The organism is Streptomyces sp. A012304, from assembly GCF_026008495.1.
In the GTDB taxonomy this organism is placed as follows: domain Bacteria; phylum Actinomycetota; class Actinomycetes; order Streptomycetales; family Streptomycetaceae; genus Streptomyces.
In genome coordinates, this window is sequence record NZ_BQUN01000015.1 from 53,279 (window position 1) to 68,892 (window position 15,614).

The 15,614-nt window shown below is 70.9% G+C and carries 16 protein-coding genes; 8 read left to right on the top strand and 8 right to left on the bottom strand.

Annotated features, from left to right (window positions below):
- Window positions 1-2,260, bottom strand: a 2,260-nt coding sequence (locus ALMP_RS05045; protein ID WP_264924973.1) for a transglycosylase domain-containing protein, incomplete at its 3' end; no start/stop codon positions are given.
- Window positions 2,261-2,667: 407 nt separating this feature from the next.
- Here ALMP_RS05045 and wblA point away from each other — a divergent pair.
- Window positions 2,668-3,006 carry a transcriptional regulator WblA gene (gene wblA, locus ALMP_RS05050; protein ID WP_264925002.1) on the top strand — a complete coding sequence of 113 codons (339 nt, stop codon included), beginning with the start codon at window positions 2,668-2,670 and terminating at the stop codon, window positions 3,004-3,006.
- Window positions 3,007-3,020: 14 nt separating this feature from the next.
- On the opposite strand, the gene ALMP_RS05055 is transcribed toward wblA, so the two are convergent.
- Both ALMP_RS05055 and ALMP_RS05060 read right to left on the bottom strand, forming a co-directional pair.
- Window positions 3,021-4,646, bottom strand: a complete 1,626-nt coding sequence (locus ALMP_RS05055; protein ID WP_264924974.1) for an ArsA-related P-loop ATPase — start codon at window positions 4,644-4,646, stop codon at window positions 3,021-3,023.
- The gene (locus tag ALMP_RS05060; protein ID WP_264924975.1) at window positions 4,643-5,620 is read right to left on the bottom strand and encodes an ArsA-related P-loop ATPase; all 978 of its coding nucleotides are present in this window, start codon (window positions 5,618-5,620) and stop codon (window positions 4,643-4,645) included. The genes ALMP_RS05055 and ALMP_RS05060 overlap by 4 nt, the downstream gene beginning before the upstream one ends.
- Before the next feature lie 118 nt (window positions 5,621-5,738).
- Here ALMP_RS05060 and ALMP_RS05065 point away from each other — a divergent pair, with 118 nt between their 5' ends.
- The 4 genes from ALMP_RS05065 to ALMP_RS05080 all read left to right on the top strand — a co-directional run bounded on the left by ALMP_RS05065 (window position 5,739) and on the right by ALMP_RS05080 (window position 8,249).
- Window positions 5,739-5,897: a DUF4177 domain-containing protein gene (locus ALMP_RS05065; protein WP_003967454.1), complete on the top strand. Its 159-nt coding sequence runs from the start codon at window positions 5,739-5,741 to the stop codon at window positions 5,895-5,897.
- Window positions 5,894-6,361: a RidA family protein gene (locus tag ALMP_RS05070; RefSeq protein WP_264924976.1), complete on the top strand. Its 468-nt coding sequence runs from the start codon at window positions 5,894-5,896 to the stop codon at window positions 6,359-6,361. Before ALMP_RS05065 ends, ALMP_RS05070 begins: the two co-directional genes overlap by 4 nt.
- A gap of 170 nt (window positions 6,362-6,531) precedes the next feature.
- A complete protein-coding gene (locus ALMP_RS05075; protein ID WP_264924977.1) occupies window positions 6,532-7,401 on the top strand; it encodes an NUDIX hydrolase in 870 nt (289 codons plus the stop codon).
- A complete protein-coding gene (locus tag ALMP_RS05080; RefSeq protein ID WP_264924978.1) occupies window positions 7,398-8,249 on the top strand; it encodes an MBL fold metallo-hydrolase in 852 nt (283 codons plus the stop codon). Before ALMP_RS05075 ends, ALMP_RS05080 begins: the two co-directional genes overlap by 4 nt.
- Window positions 8,250-8,285: 36 nt before the next feature.
- Here ALMP_RS05080 and ALMP_RS05085 read toward each other — a convergent pair whose 3' ends face one another.
- Window positions 8,286-8,960 (bottom strand): Crp/Fnr family transcriptional regulator, encoded by a 675-nt coding sequence (locus ALMP_RS05085; RefSeq protein ID WP_031115987.1) that lies wholly within the window; start codon window positions 8,958-8,960, stop codon window positions 8,286-8,288.
- A gap of 250 nt (window positions 8,961-9,210) precedes the next feature.
- Here ALMP_RS05085 and nth point away from each other — a divergent pair, with 250 nt between their 5' ends.
- From nth to ALMP_RS05100, 3 genes are all read left to right on the top strand, one after another.
- Window positions 9,211-10,230 carry an endonuclease III gene (nth, locus tag ALMP_RS05090; RefSeq protein WP_264924979.1) on the top strand — a complete coding sequence of 340 codons (1,020 nt, stop codon included), beginning with the start codon at window positions 9,211-9,213 and terminating at the stop codon, window positions 10,228-10,230.
- A gap of 109 nt (window positions 10,231-10,339) precedes the next feature.
- On the top strand, window positions 10,340-11,035 hold the full coding sequence (locus ALMP_RS05095) for a CoA pyrophosphatase (RefSeq protein WP_264924980.1): 696 nt from the start codon (window positions 10,340-10,342) through the stop codon (window positions 11,033-11,035).
- 95 nt (window positions 11,036-11,130) lie between these two features.
- Window positions 11,131-12,330 carry a MarP family serine protease gene (locus ALMP_RS05100; protein ID WP_264924981.1) on the top strand — a complete coding sequence of 400 codons (1,200 nt, stop codon included), beginning with the start codon at window positions 11,131-11,133 and terminating at the stop codon, window positions 12,328-12,330.
- Between the two features lie 21 nt (window positions 12,331-12,351).
- Here ALMP_RS05100 and ALMP_RS05105 read toward each other — a convergent pair whose 3' ends face one another.
- From ALMP_RS05105 to nhaA, 4 genes are all read right to left on the bottom strand, one after another.
- Window positions 12,352-12,531: a hypothetical protein gene (locus ALMP_RS05105; RefSeq protein ID WP_264924983.1), complete on the bottom strand. Its 180-nt coding sequence runs from the start codon at window positions 12,529-12,531 to the stop codon at window positions 12,352-12,354.
- A gap of 127 nt (window positions 12,532-12,658) precedes the next feature.
- Window positions 12,659-13,597 carry an alpha/beta fold hydrolase gene (locus tag ALMP_RS05110; protein ID WP_264924984.1) on the bottom strand — a complete coding sequence of 313 codons (939 nt, stop codon included), beginning with the start codon at window positions 13,595-13,597 and terminating at the stop codon, window positions 12,659-12,661.
- Entirely contained in the window at window positions 13,594-14,082 is a 489-nt protein-coding gene (locus ALMP_RS05115; protein ID WP_264924985.1) for a phage holin family protein, read from the bottom strand. The genes ALMP_RS05110 and ALMP_RS05115 overlap by 4 nt, the downstream gene beginning before the upstream one ends.
- 81 nt (window positions 14,083-14,163) lie before the next feature.
- Entirely contained in the window at window positions 14,164-15,612 is a 1,449-nt protein-coding gene (nhaA, locus tag ALMP_RS05120; protein ID WP_264924986.1) for a Na+/H+ antiporter NhaA, read from the bottom strand.
- Window positions 15,613-15,614 lie beyond the last annotated feature (2 nt).

Genomic DNA, 15,614 nt, shown 5'->3' on the forward strand with positions numbered 1-15,614 from the left:
GGATCGAGATGGTCGGGTCCGGGAAGCCACCGCCGGTGGTGGTGCCGCCGTTGTCCGTGGTGCCGATCAGGCCGCCGATGAAGCCGTCGTCGTTGCCTCGGCCGCCGCCGTTGTCACCGTTGCCGTTCCCGTTGCCGTTGCCGTTGCCGTTGCCGTCCTCGTCGCCGCGGCCCTGGCTGCCGCTGGGGATGTAGACGGTGTTGAAGTCCGGGTCGTCCTTGCCTTCGAGGGCGCCGGTCATGGCGTCCTTCCAGATCGGGCCCGGAGTGTCACCGCCGTAGACGAGGCCGTGGTAGCGGCCGCCGATGTAGATGTCGGTCATCTTGACCTTCTGGGTGGCGCTGCCGACCCAGACGGCGCCCGAGAGGTTCGGCGTGTAGCCGACGAACCAGGCGTTCCTGCGCTCGTCGGTGGTACCGGTCTTGCCCGCGTTGTCGCGGTCCTTCAGACCGGCCGCCTTGCCCGTACCGGAGTCGATCACGCCGCTGAGCAGCGTGTTGATGGTGTCCGCGGTCTTCTCGCTCATCGCCCGCGAGCAGGTCGACTTCGGGACCTCCAGCGACTTCTTGGTGCCGTCCGCGCCGCCCAGGGTCTGGGTGATCGACTCGATCGCGATCGGCGTGCAGTACATGCCGCGGCTGGCGAAGGCGGCGTACGCGCCGGCCATCGTCAGCGGCGACAGACCGGTGGAGCCGAGGGTCATCGACGACGGCACCTCGGGGACCTTCGTGCCGTTGCCCTGGACCACGCCGAGGGCGTTGGTCATCTTGACCACCGGGCACATGCCGATGTCGGCGAGCATCTGCACGAAGTAGGTGTTGACCGACTTGGCCATGGCGGTCCGCAGGTCGTAGGGGCCGACCTCGGTCTCGGTCTCGTTCTCGAGATCCTCGTTGTTGCTGTTGACCCAGGGCTTGCCGCTGCACGTCTGGACCTGCTGCGGATACGGCATCTGGTACGGCGCGGAGTACGTCTGCGTCGCCGGCCGCCCCTCCTCCAGCGCGGCCGCCGCCACGAACGGCTTGAACGTCGAACCGGTCGGGAAGCCGAAGTTCGAGCCGCCCATCGCGGCGTCGACCGAGTAGTTGTACTCGGTCTCGTTCTTGCCGTAGCCGTACGGCTTCGACTGGCCCATGCCGAGGATCTTGCCGGTGCCGGGCTCCACGAGGGTGACGGCCGCGGCGACCTTGTCCGACTTGTAGACGTGTTCCTTCAGCGAGGCCTGGACGGACTCCTGGGCCTGCGGCTGGAGCGTCGTCCGGATGGTCAGACCGCCCTGGTTCCAGATCTTGGCGCGTTCTTCCTTGGTCTTGCCGAAGACCGGGTCGCTCTTGAAGACCCGCTCGACGTACTTGCAGAAGAAGCTGGCGCCCTGGACGGCCGTGATGCAGCCGTTCTTCGGCTTGGTGACCTTCAGGCCCAGCGGGGCCTTCTGGGCCTGCGCCGCCTGCGCCTGCGAGATGTCACCCACCTCGGCCATCCGCTGGAGCACGACGTTGCGGCGCTGGGTGGCCTCCTCGCTGTCGTTGACCGGGTCGTAGCGGCTGGGCGACTGGACGATGCCGGCCAGCAGAGCCGCCTCGGGGAGGGTCAGGTCCTTGGCGTGCTTGGAGAAGTACCGCTGGGAGGCGGCCTCGACGCCGTAGGCCTGTTGGCCGAAGAAGGTGATGTTCAGGTAGTTCTCGAGGATCTTCTTCTTGCCGAGCTCCTCCTCGACCTGGATCGCGAACTTCAGCTCGCGGATCTTGCGGCCGATGGTCTGCTTGGTGGCCTGCGCGACCTTCGTCGGGTCGTCGCCGGCCTCCTCCACGAAGACGTTCTTCACGTACTGCTGGGTGAGCGTCGAGGCGCCCTCGGTCACCCCGCCGCTCTGCGCGTTCTTGTTCAGGGCGCGCAGGACACCCTTGAGGTCGATCGCGCCGTGCTCGTAGAAACGCGAGTCCTCGATCGCGACGATCGCCTTCTGCATGTACGGCGAGATGTTCTTGAGGTCCACCACCGTGCGGTCGCGGGAGTAGACCGTCGCGATCTGACCACCCTCGGCGTCGAGGATGGTGGTGCGCTGGCTCAGCGGTGGGGTCTTGAGGTTGGCCGGGAGCTCGTCGAAGCTCTCCACCGAACCCTTGGCCGCAAGACCGAGCGCGCCGAACGCGGGCAGCGCGATACCGGCCAGCACGGCTCCCGCGAGCACACTGACACCGAGGAACTTGGCGGCCTCCTGCGTTGGCGACAGACCACCGCCCGAGCGCTTCTTTGGCATGAGGGCAGCCTACGTTCTCATTCGCCGGACACGCGTACAGGCCTTGGCCTAAGCTGCTCTCAACTGTCACAGCAGCAGGGCCACGTATCAATACGTCCGGCGACCCCGAATCGTTCCGGAGGTACCCCGACTTTTTTGTAGGGGACGTGTCCGAATCCGCCTTGTGTGTCACCCGGCGTCCGTTGTGACCCAACAGAACTGTCCCTTGTGTCGGGATAGTCGTGCATGTCGCAGGCTCACTCCCCCGGGTGATCTGCCGCTTACGCATAGTCCGTTCGGGCCATTCAAGATTGGGCCCGAAGGGGGTGTTGCGCTGTGCCCACCTTCCGTAACGTCCTCAACTGGCGGCGGTGAATATGCCGCTGCCGCCGTGGGGGAGCCTCGATTCGGGAGAGGACGGCGCCGGTATGGGCTGGGTAACCGACTGGAGTGCGCAGGCTGCCTGCCGCACTACCGATCCGGATGAACTGTTCGTTCAGGGAGCAGCGCAGAACAGGGCCAAGGCGGTGTGCACCGGATGCCCGGTGCGGACCGAGTGCCTGGCCGACGCGCTCGACAATCGCGTCGAGTTCGGCGTATGGGGAGGCATGACGGAGCGCGAGCGCCGCGCGCTGCTGCGCAGGCGGCCGACCGTCACCTCGTGGCGCCGGCTGCTGGAGACGGCGCGATCGGAATACGAGCGCGGAGCGGGCATCGTGTCGCTCGACGACGACCAGGTGTACGAGAACTACGCGGCGGTGAGCTGAGGGGGTCCGCCCCTTCAGGCTTCCGCCGTCTCGGGCAGCTCCGGCCGGTTGGCCGCGAGCCGGTTCCCGATGTCCCGCAAGCCCGCGAGGTCATGCACATCGCCGGGCAGCGCGGCCACTTCGGCCACCGCCACCTCGGGGTGGAGCGCCGTGAAGCGGTCGCGTGTGCGCTGCTCACGAGAGAGCAGCTGCATCCGTTCGGCATGCAGTCTCAGCAGGCCTGAGGTGAGGTCGTCCACGGTCCGGTCCGTATGGATGGGGGAGCCGGGGCCGGAGGCGGTGGACGCGGTGGGGGATTCTGAACTGCCTTGCGTGTCGGGAGAGTTACGAAGACCAGCTTTCCCGCCGTCCTGATCCACAATGCGGGACTCTTCAAGATTTTCCACGCCCGACACGCTCGACACGCCGGTCGACGCGGCCACGGGGTCCGCCGAGCGGGCGGCCCCAGGGCCGGCGGACGGGACGGACGCGGGGTCGGCGACGGACCGCTCCGCGGCGGACGAGTCGGCCGTGGGCTGGTTGGTGTCGGACGGATCCGCGGTGGTCGGATCCGCGGTGGCTGAATCCGCGGTGGTCGGATCCGCGGTGGACGAGTCGGCGGCGGACGGATGCCGGTCGGGCAGGTCCGTGTCGGACGGCTCCGCGAGTTCCAGGTTCTCCGCGGCGGCCAGGGCACGCTCGGCGGAGAGCTGCGCGGCGCCGCTGCCGTGCACCCGGTTGAGCACCAGGCCGGCCAGCGGCATGTCCTCGGCGGCCAGCCGCTCCACGAAGTACGCGGCCTCCCGCAGCGCGTCCCGCTCGGGCGCCGCCACCACCAGGAACGCCGTACCGGGCGCCTGGAGCAGCTTGTACGTCGCGTCCGCGCGCGTGCGGAAGCCGCCGAACATCGAGTCCATCGCCGCCACGAACGTCTGCACGTCCTTCAGCAGCTGACCGCCCAGCAGCTTGCCGAGCGCGCCGGTCATCATCGACATCCCGACGTTCAGGAACTTCATGCCCGCGCGGCCGCCGACCTTGGCGGGCGCCAGCAGGACGCGGATCAGCTTGCCGTCGAGGAACGACCCCAGCCGCTTGGGCGCGTCCAGGAAGTCCAGGGCCGAACGGGACGGCGGGGTGTCGACGACGATGAGGTCCCACTCGTCCTTCGCGCGCAGCTGCCCCAGCTTCTCCATCGCCATGTACTCCTGCGTGCCCGCGAAGCCCGCCGAGAGCGACTGGTAGAAGGGGTTGCCCAGGATCGCGGCCGCCCGCTCGGGGTCCGCGTGCGCCTCGACGATCTCGTCGAAGGTGCGCTTCATGTCGAGCATCATCGCGTGCAGCTCGCCGCTCGCGGAGTCGTCGATGCCCTTCACCCGGCGCGGGATGTTGTCGAGCGAGTCGATGCCCATGGACTGCGCGAGCCGGCGCGCCGGGTCGATCGTGAGGACGACCACCTTGCGGCCGCGCTCGGCCGCCCTGAGGCCCAGCGCCGCCGCCGTCGTCGTCTTGCCGACCCCGCCCGAGCCGCAGCACACCACGATGCGGGTCCTCGGGTCGTCGAGCAGCGGATCGACGTCCAGCACGCGCGCGGGGGAGAGGCGGCGTCCCTCCTGGGCGTGGGCCCGGGGGCTCTTCCCGGACCGAGCGTGATCCGCGCTCATGACATCCCCTGCTTCCGCAGATCGGTGGCGAGTTCGTACAGACCCGCGAGGTCCATGCCCTCGGCGAGCAGCGGCAGTTCATGCGACGGCAGGCCCAGGTCGGCGAGGACGGACCGCTGCTCCTGCTCCAGCGTGTACCGCTCGGCGTACTCCTCGGCCTGTCCCAGGAGCGGGTCCACCAGCCGCTCGGCGTGCCCGCCGCGCCGCGCCCCGCCGAGTCCCGCGGCGGACAGCGACCGGGCAACAGAGGAACGAGGCACCGTCCGCGCGAGTTCCAGCTCCTCGGCGTCCAGCACCTGCGGACGCACCATGTTGACGATGACCCGCCCCACCGGCAGCTTCGCCGCGCGCAGCTCGGCGATGCCGTCCGCGGTCTCCTGGACGGGCATCTCCTCCAGGAGCGTCACCAGGTGCACCGCCGTCTCCGACGACTTCAGCACGCGCATCACGGCCTGGGCCTGATTGTGTATCGGGCCGATCTTGGCGAGGCCGGCGACCTCGTCGTTGACGTTCAGGAAACGCGTGACGCGGCCGGTGGGCGGGGCGTCCATGACGACGTAGTCGTACACGAACCGGCCGCCGCGGTCCTTCCTGCGCACCGCCTCGCACGCCTTGCCCGTGAGCAGGACGTCCCTCAGGCCGGGCGCGATGGTGGTCGCGAAGTCGATGGCACCGAGCTTCTTCAGGGCCCGGCCGGCGCTGCCCAGCTTGTAGAACATCTGGAGGTAGTCCAGGAGGGCCAGTTCGGGGTCGATGGCCAGGGCGTACACCTCCCCGCCCCCGGGAGCGACGGCGATCTTCCGCTCCTCATAGGGAAGCGCCTCTGTCTCGAAGAGCTGTGCGATGCCCTGCCTGCCCTCGACCTCGACGAGAAGCGTCCGCTTCCCCTCGGTCGCGAGAGCCAATGCGAGAGCGGCGGCGACCGTCGTCTTTCCGGTCCCGCCCTTGCCGCTGACGACCTGGAGCCTGCTCACGTATTCGAGCGTAACCAGTCGACGCCCGAGCCAATCGGGAGGCTGTGGATAACCGGGCCGCAATCGTCCGCCCGGCCTGGCACGGGTACCGCGCCCGACAGCGGATACAGTCGGCCCCATGACCAAGTGGGAATACGCAACCGTGCCGCTGCTCGTCCACGCCACGAAGCAGATTCTGGACACCTGGGGCGAGGACGGCTGGGAGCTCGTCCAGGTCGTGCCCGGGCCGAACAACCCCGAGCAGCTCGTCGCCTACCTGAAGCGGGAGAAGGCGTGAGCGCCATCGAGGCGAGGCTCGCCGAACTGGGCCTCACCCTGCCGGCGGTCGTGCCGCCGCTCGCCGCCTACCAGCCGGCCGTGCAGTCGGGGCCGTACGTGTACACGGCAGGCCAGCTGCCCATGGTGGACGGCAAGCTGCCGGTCACCGGCAAGGTCGGCGCCGAGGTCACCCCCGAGGAGGCCAAGGAGCTGGCCCGCACCTGCGCGCTGAACGCCCTGGCCGCCGTCAAGTCGGTCGCGGGCGACCTCGACCGCGTCGCGCGCGTGGTGAAGGTCGTCGGCTTCGTCGCCTCGGCCTCCGACTTCACCGGCCAGCCCGCCGTCCTCAACGGCGCGAGCGAACTCCTCGGCGAGGTCTTCGGCGACAAGGGCGTCCACGCCCGCAGCGCGGTGGGCGTCGCGGTCCTCCCGCTCGACGCCCCGGTCGAGGTGGAAATCCAGGTGGAGCTGACGGCGGAGTAGAGCGGGGACCGGGCGGCCCCTGAGCCCCGGTGGCTGCCTGGCTCCGCGCGCCGGTCCCGGAGCGGCCCGGCAGGGACCTCGTCGTCGCGCCGGCGCCCTCACCTCCCTGGCGTGCCGCCCTCGCATCTGCCCCTCTCGAACATTCGCGCACCACGGGATAGCCTCCGGCCATGGCGAATGGGCAGTGGTTTCCCTCGGACTGGCCGGAGCGTATCCGCGCCCTGGCGGACGGTACCCTCACGCCGGTCGCTCCCAAGCGGGCGGCGACGGTCATGCTGCTGAGGGACACCGTGGGCGGGCCCGTCGTCCACATGCTGCGCAGACGGGCGTCCATGGCCTTCGCCGGAGGCGCGTACGCGTACCCCGGTGGCGGGGTCGACCCGCGGGACGACGACCGGCAGGTGCGCTGGGCGGGCCCCACGCGCGCGTGGTGGGCGCGGCGGCTCGGCGTCGACGAGACGACGGCGCAGGCGATCGTCTGCGCCGCCGTACGGGAGACGTACGAGGAGGCCGGTGTGCTGCTCGCCGGGCCGGCGCCCGACTCGGTCGTCGGGGACACCACCGGCGCCGACTGGGAGGCCGACCGAGCCGCCCTCGTCGCCCGTGAGACGTCCTTCGCGGAGTTCCTCGACCGCCGGGGCCTGGTGCTGCGTTCCGACCTGCTGGGCGCCTGGACGCGCTGGATCACCCCGGAGTTCGAGGCCCGCCGCTACGACACCTGGTTCTTCGTGGCCGCGCTGCCCGAGGGCCAGCGCACCCGCAACGCCTCCACGGAGGCCGACCGCACCGTCTGGATCCGCCCGGCGGACGCGGCCGCCTCGTACGACAAGGGTGAGCTGCTGATGATGCCGCCCACCATCGCGACCCTGCGCCAGCTCACCCCGTACGCCACCGCCGCCGAGGCGCTCGCCGCGGCTCCCGGCCGCGATCTGACCCCCGTCCTGGCGCGGGCGCGGGTGGAGGACGGCGAGGTCGTGCTCTCCTGGCCGGGACACGACGAGTTCACCAAGCACATCCCCACCGGTGGAGCCCCCGCATGACGGACGCAAGCACCCTTCCCGGCCAGCCGCGGGGCGGTGTCCTCTCCGGCCCCGCCACCCCGCGCGCGGTCAACGTCCTCGCGCCCAACGCCTCCGTGATGACACTGGACGGCACGAACACCTGGATCGTCGCCGAGCCCGACTCCGATCTGGCGGTCGTGGTCGACCCGGGCCCGCTGGACGAGGGGCACCTGCGGACGGTCGTCGACACCGCCGAGCGGGCCGGCCGGCGGATCGCACTGACGCTGCTCACCCACGGCCACCCCGACCACGCCGAGGGCGCCGCCCGCTTCGCCGAACTGACCGGTACGAAGGTGCGGGCCCTGGATCCGGCGCTGCGCCTGGGCGACGAGGGCCTGGCCGCCGGCGACGTGATCACCGTCGGCGGGCTGGAGCTGAGGGTCGTACCGACGCCCGGGCACACCGCCGACTCGCTGTGCTTCCATCTCCCGGCGGATCAGGCCGTGCTGACCGGCGACACGGTCCTAGGCCGCGGTACGACGGTCGTGGCGCACCCCGACGGCCGCCTGGGCGACTATCTGGACTCCCTGCGGCGCCTGAGGTCGCTCACCGTCGACGACGGCGTCCACACGGTTCTCCCGGGCCATGGCCCCGTCCTCGAGGACGCCCAGGGCGCCGTCGAGTTCTACCTCGCTCACCGCGCCCACCGCCTCGCCCAGGTCGAGACGGCCGTCGAGGACGGCTACCGCACGCCCGCGGAGGTCGTCGCCCATGTGTACGCCGACGTGGACCGCTCCCTGTGGCCGGCGGCCGAGCTGTCGGTACGGGCGCAGCTGGAGTACCTGGAGGAACACGGGCTCATCGCGGGGCCGTCCGACAGTTTCTAGCCGGAAGCGGCTGCCGCTGGTCCGTGACGGATCCGGTCAGCGCGACCGCTTCGCCAGCCGCTCCACGTCCAGCAGGATGACCGCGCGTGCCTCCAGCCGCAGCCAGCCGCGCTGTGCGAAGTCGGCCAGCGCCTTGTTCACGGTCTCGCGCGAGGCGCCGACCAGCTGGGCCAGCTCCTCCTGCGTGAGGTCGTGCACGACGTGGATGCCCTCCTCGGACTGCACGCCGAAGCGGCGGGAGAGGTCCAGCAGGGCGCGCGCGACGCGGCCGGGGACGTCCGAGAAGACCAGGTCGGACATGGCGTCGTTGGTCTTGCGCAGACGCCGGGCGACGGCGCGCAGGAGCGCGGAGGCCACCTCGGGGCGGGCGTTCAGCCAGGGCTGGAGGTCGCCGTGGCCCAGGCCGAGCAGCTTGACCTCGGTCAGCGCGGTGGCGGTCGCCGTCCGCGGGCCCGGGTCGAAGAGCGACAGCTCACCGATGAGCTCACCGGGACCGACCACGGCCAGCATGTTCTCGCGGCCGTCGGGGGAGGTGCGGTGCAGCTTGACCTTGCCCTCGGTGACGACGTAGAGCCGGTCGCCCGGGTCGCCCTCGTGGAACAGGGAGTCGCCGCGTGCGAGCGTCACCTCGCTCATGGAGGCGCGCAGCTCCGCGGCCTGCTCGTCGTCGAGAGCCGCGAAGAGCGGGTTGCGCCGCAGAACGTCGTCCACGAGTTCTCTCCTTGTCGACCTGCTCAGGGGATCTTGCTCCCCCGTTGCCAGGGGACCGTGTTCCCCATTTTGCCGGACGGTCCAAACAGTGTGATCTGTCACAAGGATGCCGTACAGGTGTCCTGAGGTAAGCGGCAGGGGTCCAATCGGGGGCTGATCTTCCGGGTCCGGGGCGGATGTCGGTGCCGGGCTTTAGGCTGGCCGGGTGTCCAAATCGCCGGTGAGAGCACAGGCCAAGGGGGCTGGGCGGGTGGTTGTACGTCGCGATTCCGCTGTGGGCGAACAGGGCTCCGGCGAGGGTGAGAAGCCGACGAAGGCGGCAAAGAGGGCGGCTGTGAGGAAGACGGCAGAAGCGACGACGGAGGCGACAGCGGCGAGGGAGGCGACGGACACGTCGGCGGAGAAGAAGGCCTCAGCGGCCAGGAAGACGGCACCGGCCAAGAAGGCCTCGGCGGCCAAGAAGACGGCGCTGGCGCAGAAGACGGCCGCCGTCCGGAAGCCCGAGTCCCGTACCGCTCTGGTCCGTCGTGCCCGCCGGATCAATCGCGAGCTCGCCGAGGTGTATCCGTACGCCCACCCGGAGCTGGACTTCCAGAATCCCTTCCAGTTGCTGGTCGCGACCGTGCTGTCCGCCCAGACCACCGACCTGCGGGTGAACCAGACGACCCCCGGCCTCTTCGCGAAGTACCCCACCCCCGAGGACCTGGCCGCCGCCGACCCGGAGCAGGTCGAGGAGATCCTGCGGCCCTGCGGTTTCTTCCGGGCGAAGACCAAGTCGGTCATAGGGCTCTCCAAGGCGCTCGTCGAGGAGTTCGGCGGCGAGGTCCCCGGCCGGCTGGAGGACCTCGTGAAGCTGCCCGGCGTGGGCCGCAAGACCGCCTTCGTGGTGCTGGGCAACGCGTTCGGGCGGCCCGGCATCACCGTGGACACGCACTTCCAGCGGCTGGTGCGGCGCTGGCAGTGGACCGAGGAGACCGACCCTGACCGGATCGAGGCCGCGATCGGCGCGCTCTTCCCCAAGAGCGAGTGGACGATGCTCTCCCACCATGTGATCTTCCACGGCCGCCGTATCTGCCACGCCCGCAAGCCCGCCTGCGGCGCCTGCCCCATCGCCCCGCTCTGCCCGGCGTACGGGGAGGGCGAGACCGACCCGGAGAAGGCGAAGAAGCTGCTGAAGTACGAGAAGGGCGGTTTCCCCGGCCAGCGCCTGAACCCGCCGCAGGCCTACCTGGACGCGGGCGGCCGGCCGGCGCCGCCCCTGGGGGCCTGATGACAGGGCCGGCGATGACCCCGGACGTGGTCCCCCTCGCGGAACGATCTCCCACCGTCCGGGCGTTGGACTCGATGCGAAGGGGGACGAAACGGGGGGTGGAGCGGCGATGACACGCGCGAGTGACACGCAGGGCGGTTCGGTGGTGCTCAGCAAGGAGGGCCTGCCCGCCTGGCTCGACCCGGTGGTGCACGCGGCGGAGACGGTGCAGCCGCTCCAGCTGAGCCGTTTCCTCCCGCCGGAGAACGGCACGGGGCGCCAGTCGGCCGTACTGATCCTGTTCGGGGAGGGGCGGCGCGGGCCCGAGCTGCTGCTGATGGAGCGGGCGAGCTCGCTGCGGTCGCACGCGGGGCAGCCGTCCTTCCCGGGCGGCGCCCTCGACCCGGAGGACGGCGATCCGCACGGCGACGGGCCGCTGCGGGCCGCCCTGCGCGAGGCCGAGGAGGAGACCGGACTCGATCCGGCGGGTGTGCAGCTGTTCGGGCTGCTGCCCAAGCTGTACATCCCGGTCAGCGGCTTCGTCGTGACGCCCGTGCTGGGCTGGTGGCGCGAGCCGAGCCCGGTCGGCGTGGTCGACCCCAACGAGACCGCGCGGGTCTTCACGGTCCCCGTGGCGGATCTCACCGACCCCGAGAACCGCGCCACGACCGTCCACCCGAGCGGTCACCGCGGTCCGGCGTTCCTGGTCGAGTCCGCCCTCGTGTGGGGGTTCACCGCGGGCGTGATCGACCGTCTCCTGCATTTCTCCGGATGGGAGCGCCCCTGGGACCGGGGGAAGCAGGTCCCGCTCGACTGGGGGTCATGACAGGGTGTCCCACGTGCTGTGTCTGTCCGGGAGACAGCCCCGGACCCCCGGCCGGCCTGCCCTGGCCGGGAAAGAAAGAGGCGAGGCCTGAAACGGTGAACGTGCTGGACATCCTGTTGCTGGTCGCGGCCGTCTGGTTCGCGGTCGTCGGCTACCGTCAGGGCTTCGTCGTCGGCATCCTGTCGGTGATCGGGTTCCTGGGCGGCGGTCTCGTCGCCGTCTATCTGCTGCCCGTGATCTGGGACGCGCTGACCGACAACGCGGAGGTGAGCACGACCGCCGCCGTCGTCGCGGTGGTCGTCGTGATCGTCTGCGCCTCCGTCGGCCAGGCCCTGACCACCCACCTCGGCAACAAGCTGCGCCGGTACATCACCTGGTCCCCGGCCCGCGCGCTGGACGCGACGGGCGGCGCCCTGGTCAACGTCGTCGCGATGCTGCTCGTCGCCTGGCTGATCGGTTCGGCGCTCGCCGGCACCACGCTGCCCACGCTGGGCAAGGAGGTCCGCGGCTCCAAGGTGCTCCAGGGCGTGTCGCAGACACTGCCCGACCAGGCCGACACCTGGTTCGCCGACTTCTCCTCCGTCCTCGCGCAGAACGGCTTCCCGCAGGTCTTCAGCCCGTTCGCCAACGAGCCGATCACCGACGTCAAGCCGCCGGACCCGGCCCTGGCGGGCAGCGCGGTGGCGGTCCGCGCGCAGCGCTCCATCGTCAAGGTCATGGGCACCGCGGAGAGCTGCGGCAAGGTCCTGGAGGGCACCGGCTTCGTCTTCGACGAACGCCGCGTCATGACCAACGCTCATGTCGTGGGCGGCGTCGACGAGCCCACCGTCCAGATAGGCGGCGAGGGCCGCAAGTACGACGCCACCGTCGTCCTGTACGACTGGAAGCGCGACATCGCCGTCCTCGACGTACCGGATCTCGACGCGCCCGTGCTGGAGTTCACCAGCGGGGACGCGGCGAGCGGCGACAGCGCGATCGTCGCCGGCTTCCCGGAGAACGGGGCGTACGACGTCCGGGCCGCGCGCGTGCGCGGGCGCATCTCCGCCAACGGCCCGGACATCTACCACCGCGGCACGGTCCGGCGCGATGTGTACTCGCTGTACGCGACCGTCCGTCAGGGGAACTCCGGCGGCCCGCTGCTCACGCCCGACGGCAAGGTCTACGGTGTGGTCTTCGCGAAGTCCCTCGACGACGCCGACACCGGGTACGCGCTCACCGTGGACGAGATCCAGCAGGACATCACGCAGGGGCGTACCGCCAACCAGCAGGTGGACAGCGACAACTGCGCGTTGTGAGCCGTGGCGGGGAAAGGTGCGTCAGCCGCGCGGGTGACGCAGGCGCACCGAGACCCAGCGGGCCCGGCGGCGCAGGATGCGCGGAATGCCCACCCGGGGATCGCCGCCTTGCTGCGGAGAGGCACCTCGCTGGTGGGGGCTCAGGCCTGCGGCCGAGCGGCGGGTGCGTGCTGTGTCACTGTAGTCGTGCGTCCAGCCCATACCCCGACCTCTGCCCCTGCCCCAAGGTCGATAACCGCCTTCGGGGCTGCCAATTGGCCTATGCGCGGGGCAAGTGGCCGTGCATAGGACAGGTGTTCAGTTCTGGATGCCGGGCGCGATGACCTGGTCACCGATCGGGTTCGGGATCCTTCAGCCAGTTGACCAGTTCGACGGAGAAGGCGACCGGGTCCTCCTCGTGCGGGAAGTGCCCGAGCCCGTCGAACAGCCGCCAGCGGTACGGCGCCTCGACGTACTCCCCGGAGCCGGCCGCGCTGCGGGTGCGCATCACCGGATCGAGGGACCCGTGCAGATGCAGCGTCGGCACGCGCACCGGGCGCTTCATGCGCCGGTAGAACTGGACGCCGTCCGGCCGGGCCAGCGACCGCACCAGCCACCGGTACGGCTCCACCGAGCAGTGCGCGGTGGAGGGGATGCACATGGCGCGCTGGTACGTCTCCAGCGCCTCGTCCTCCGGCAGGCGCGGTCCGGCCCACTCCCGGATCAGGCGGCCCACCAGCGCCCCGTCGTCGGCGGTCAGCTGCCGTTCGGGGATCCAGGGCCGCTGGAAGCCCCAGATGTGGGAGCCGGCGGCGCTCTGCCGGACGTCGGTGAGCATCGCCGAGCGCCAGCGCCGGGGGTGCGGCATCGAGGCGACCGCGAGCCGCCGTACCAGCTTGGGGCGCATCACGGCCGCCGTCCACGCCAGGTAGCCGCCCAGGTCGTGGCCGACGAGCGCGGCGTCCGGCTCACCGAGGGAGCGGATCACGCCGGTGATGTCGAGGGCCAGGTTGGCCGGGTCGTAGCCGCGGGGGGTGCGGTCGCTGCCGCCGACGCCCCGCAGGTCCATCGCGACGGCCCGGAAGCCAGCGTCGGCCAGCGCGGTCAGCTGGTGCCGCCAGGTCCACCAGAACTGCGGGAAGCCGTGCACGAGCATCACGAGGGGGCCGTCGCCCACCTCGGCGATGTGGAAGCGGGCGCCGTTCGCGGCGACCTCGCGGTGCGTCCAGGGGCCCTCCGGCCGTACGACCGAGGAGGGCTGCGCCCAAGGGCTGGCGGGGTCCGTCATGACGACGAGCGTGCCACAGCCTCGATGGCCTCCGGCGTACGGTCCCGCGCGAGTTCCGGCCGCGGGTGCGGCTTGGCCTTCTGTAGGACGCCCGCCGACTCCTTCACCGAGGCAGCGACCTTCTGCGGGCCCTTGCCCTTCTTCGCCTTCTTCGCGAAGACCACGCCGATCAGCACCAGCAGCAGCGCGACGAGGACGTTCGCCGCGAAGGACAGCAGGAAGCAGATCGCGAGGTTCCACTCGCTCCAGGTGCGGATGCCGTAGGCGAGGGCGAAGTTCAGCATCGGCAGCGAGAAGATCAGGACCGCTCCGGCCAGGGAGAACGCGCCGCCGCTCGCCGCGCCGCGCTTGACGTCCTGCTTGAGCTGCGCCTTCGCCAGCGCGATCTCGTCGTGCACCAGCGCCGACATCTCGGTCGTGGCCGAGGCGAACAGCTGGCCGATGCTGCGTTCGGCGCCGACCGGGCTGCCGTCGGGTGCGCTCATCGCGGTCTCCCTCGTCTTGTACGGTTCCGCCGTCTTCTGCCTGACTGCGTTCGGTCCCGTCTTTTGTACCGTCCCGTCAGATCATGCCGGACGGTCGCCCTCGCCGCCCGTCCCGCCCGTCACTTCCGCGGTGCCGTTCCGTTCGGCGGACGCCTCCTCGGCGATCTGCCGTGCCCTGCGGCGGTGCTCGGCGGCCTTGGCGTCGTGGAGGGCGGCCATCCGCAGGTGGTACGCCGGGTCGTGCTCCTCGTAGATGTCCGGGACGCCGTCGAGGTCGTCGTCGCGCTCCTCGGCCTCGACCAGGCGCCGGTACTTGGCGTTGCGCGCCTTCAGCAGCGCGGTCGCGCAGACGGCCGCGATCAGCGACCCGGTGAGTACGGCGGCCTTGACCTCGTCGGTCAGGGCGGCGTCGCCCTCGAAGGCCAGCTCGCCGATCAGCAGGGAGACGGTGAAGCCGATACCGGCCAGCGCGGCGACGGCGAAGACGTCGGCCCAGGCGAGGTCCTCGCTGAGGGAGGCCCGGGTGAAGCGGGCGGTCAGCCAGGTCCCGCCGAAGATGCCGATCGTCTTGCCGACGACCAGGCCGAGGACGACGCCGAGGGTCTCCGGCTGCGTGAACACGTCACCGAGGGCGCCGCCGGAGACCGTCACACCCGCGCTGAACAGCGCGAACAGCGGGACGGCGAGGCCAGCGGACAGCGGCCGTACGAGGTGCTCGATGCGCTCGCCGGGGGAGTGCTCCTCGTCGTCGCGGGGGGTGCAGCGCAGCATCAGGCCCATGGCGACGCCGGCGATGGTGGCGTGGACGCCGCTGTTGTACATCAGCGCCCAGACGACCAGCGCGAGCGGAACGTACACGTACCAGCCGCGCACGCCCTTGCGCAGCAGCACCCAGAAGACCACGAGGCCGAGGACGGCGCCGCCGAGCGCGGCGAAGTGGATCGTGTCGGTGAAGAAGACGGCGATGATCAGGATCGCGAACAGGTCGTCGACGACGGCGAGGGTGAGGAGGAAGGCGCGCAGCGCGCTCGGCAGGGAGGTGCCGATGACGGCGAGCACGGCGAGCGCGAAGGCGATGTCGGTGGCGGTGGGCACGGCCCAGCCGTCCGTCGAGCCTCCTCCGGCGAGGTTGGTCAGGGTGTAGACGAGCGCCGGTACGGCCATGCCGCACAGCGCCGCCACGACCGGCAGGGCGGCCGCCTTCGGGTCGCGCAGGTCACCGGCGACCAGCTCGCGTTTGAGTTCGATGCCGGCGACGAAGAAGAAGACGGCGAGGAGGCCGTCGGCGGCCCAGTGCGCCACGGACAGGTCCAGGCCGAGCGCTGCGGGACCGAGGTGGAAATGGCTGACGCTCTCGTAGCTGTCGCGCAACGCGGGTACGTTCGCCCAGATCAGCGCGGTGAGGGCGGCGACGAGAAGCAGCACACCGCCGACGGTCTCGGTGCGCAGCGCGTCCGCGATGTAGGTCCGCTCGGGCAGGGACAGACGTCCGAAGACCTTGCGGGGCGGGCTGGTGCGGGGCGTGGTCACGG

Coding starts and splice junctions, on each gene's coding strand:
- wblA (WP_264925002.1), top strand. CDS start 2,668: ATGGGCTGGGTAACCGACTGGAGTGCGCAGGCTGCCTGCCGCACTACC.
- ALMP_RS05055 (WP_264924974.1), bottom strand. CDS start 4,646: ATGAGCGCGGATCACGCTCGGTCCGGGAAGAGCCCCCGGGCCCACGCC.
- ALMP_RS05065 (WP_003967454.1), top strand. CDS start 5,739: ATGACCAAGTGGGAATACGCAACCGTGCCGCTGCTCGTCCACGCCACG.
- ALMP_RS05075 (WP_264924977.1), top strand. CDS start 6,532: ATGGCGAATGGGCAGTGGTTTCCCTCGGACTGGCCGGAGCGTATCCGC.
- ALMP_RS05080 (WP_264924978.1), top strand. CDS start 7,398: ATGACGGACGCAAGCACCCTTCCCGGCCAGCCGCGGGGCGGTGTCCTC.
- ALMP_RS05095 (WP_264924980.1), top strand. CDS start 10,340: ATGACACGCGCGAGTGACACGCAGGGCGGTTCGGTGGTGCTCAGCAAG.
- ALMP_RS05105 (WP_264924983.1), bottom strand. CDS start 12,531: ATGGGCTGGACGCACGACTACAGTGACACAGCACGCACCCGCCGCTCG.
- ALMP_RS05110 (WP_264924984.1), bottom strand. CDS start 13,597: ATGACGGACCCCGCCAGCCCTTGGGCGCAGCCCTCCTCGGTCGTACGG.
- ALMP_RS05115 (WP_264924985.1), bottom strand. CDS start 14,082: ATGAGCGCACCCGACGGCAGCCCGGTCGGCGCCGAACGCAGCATCGGC.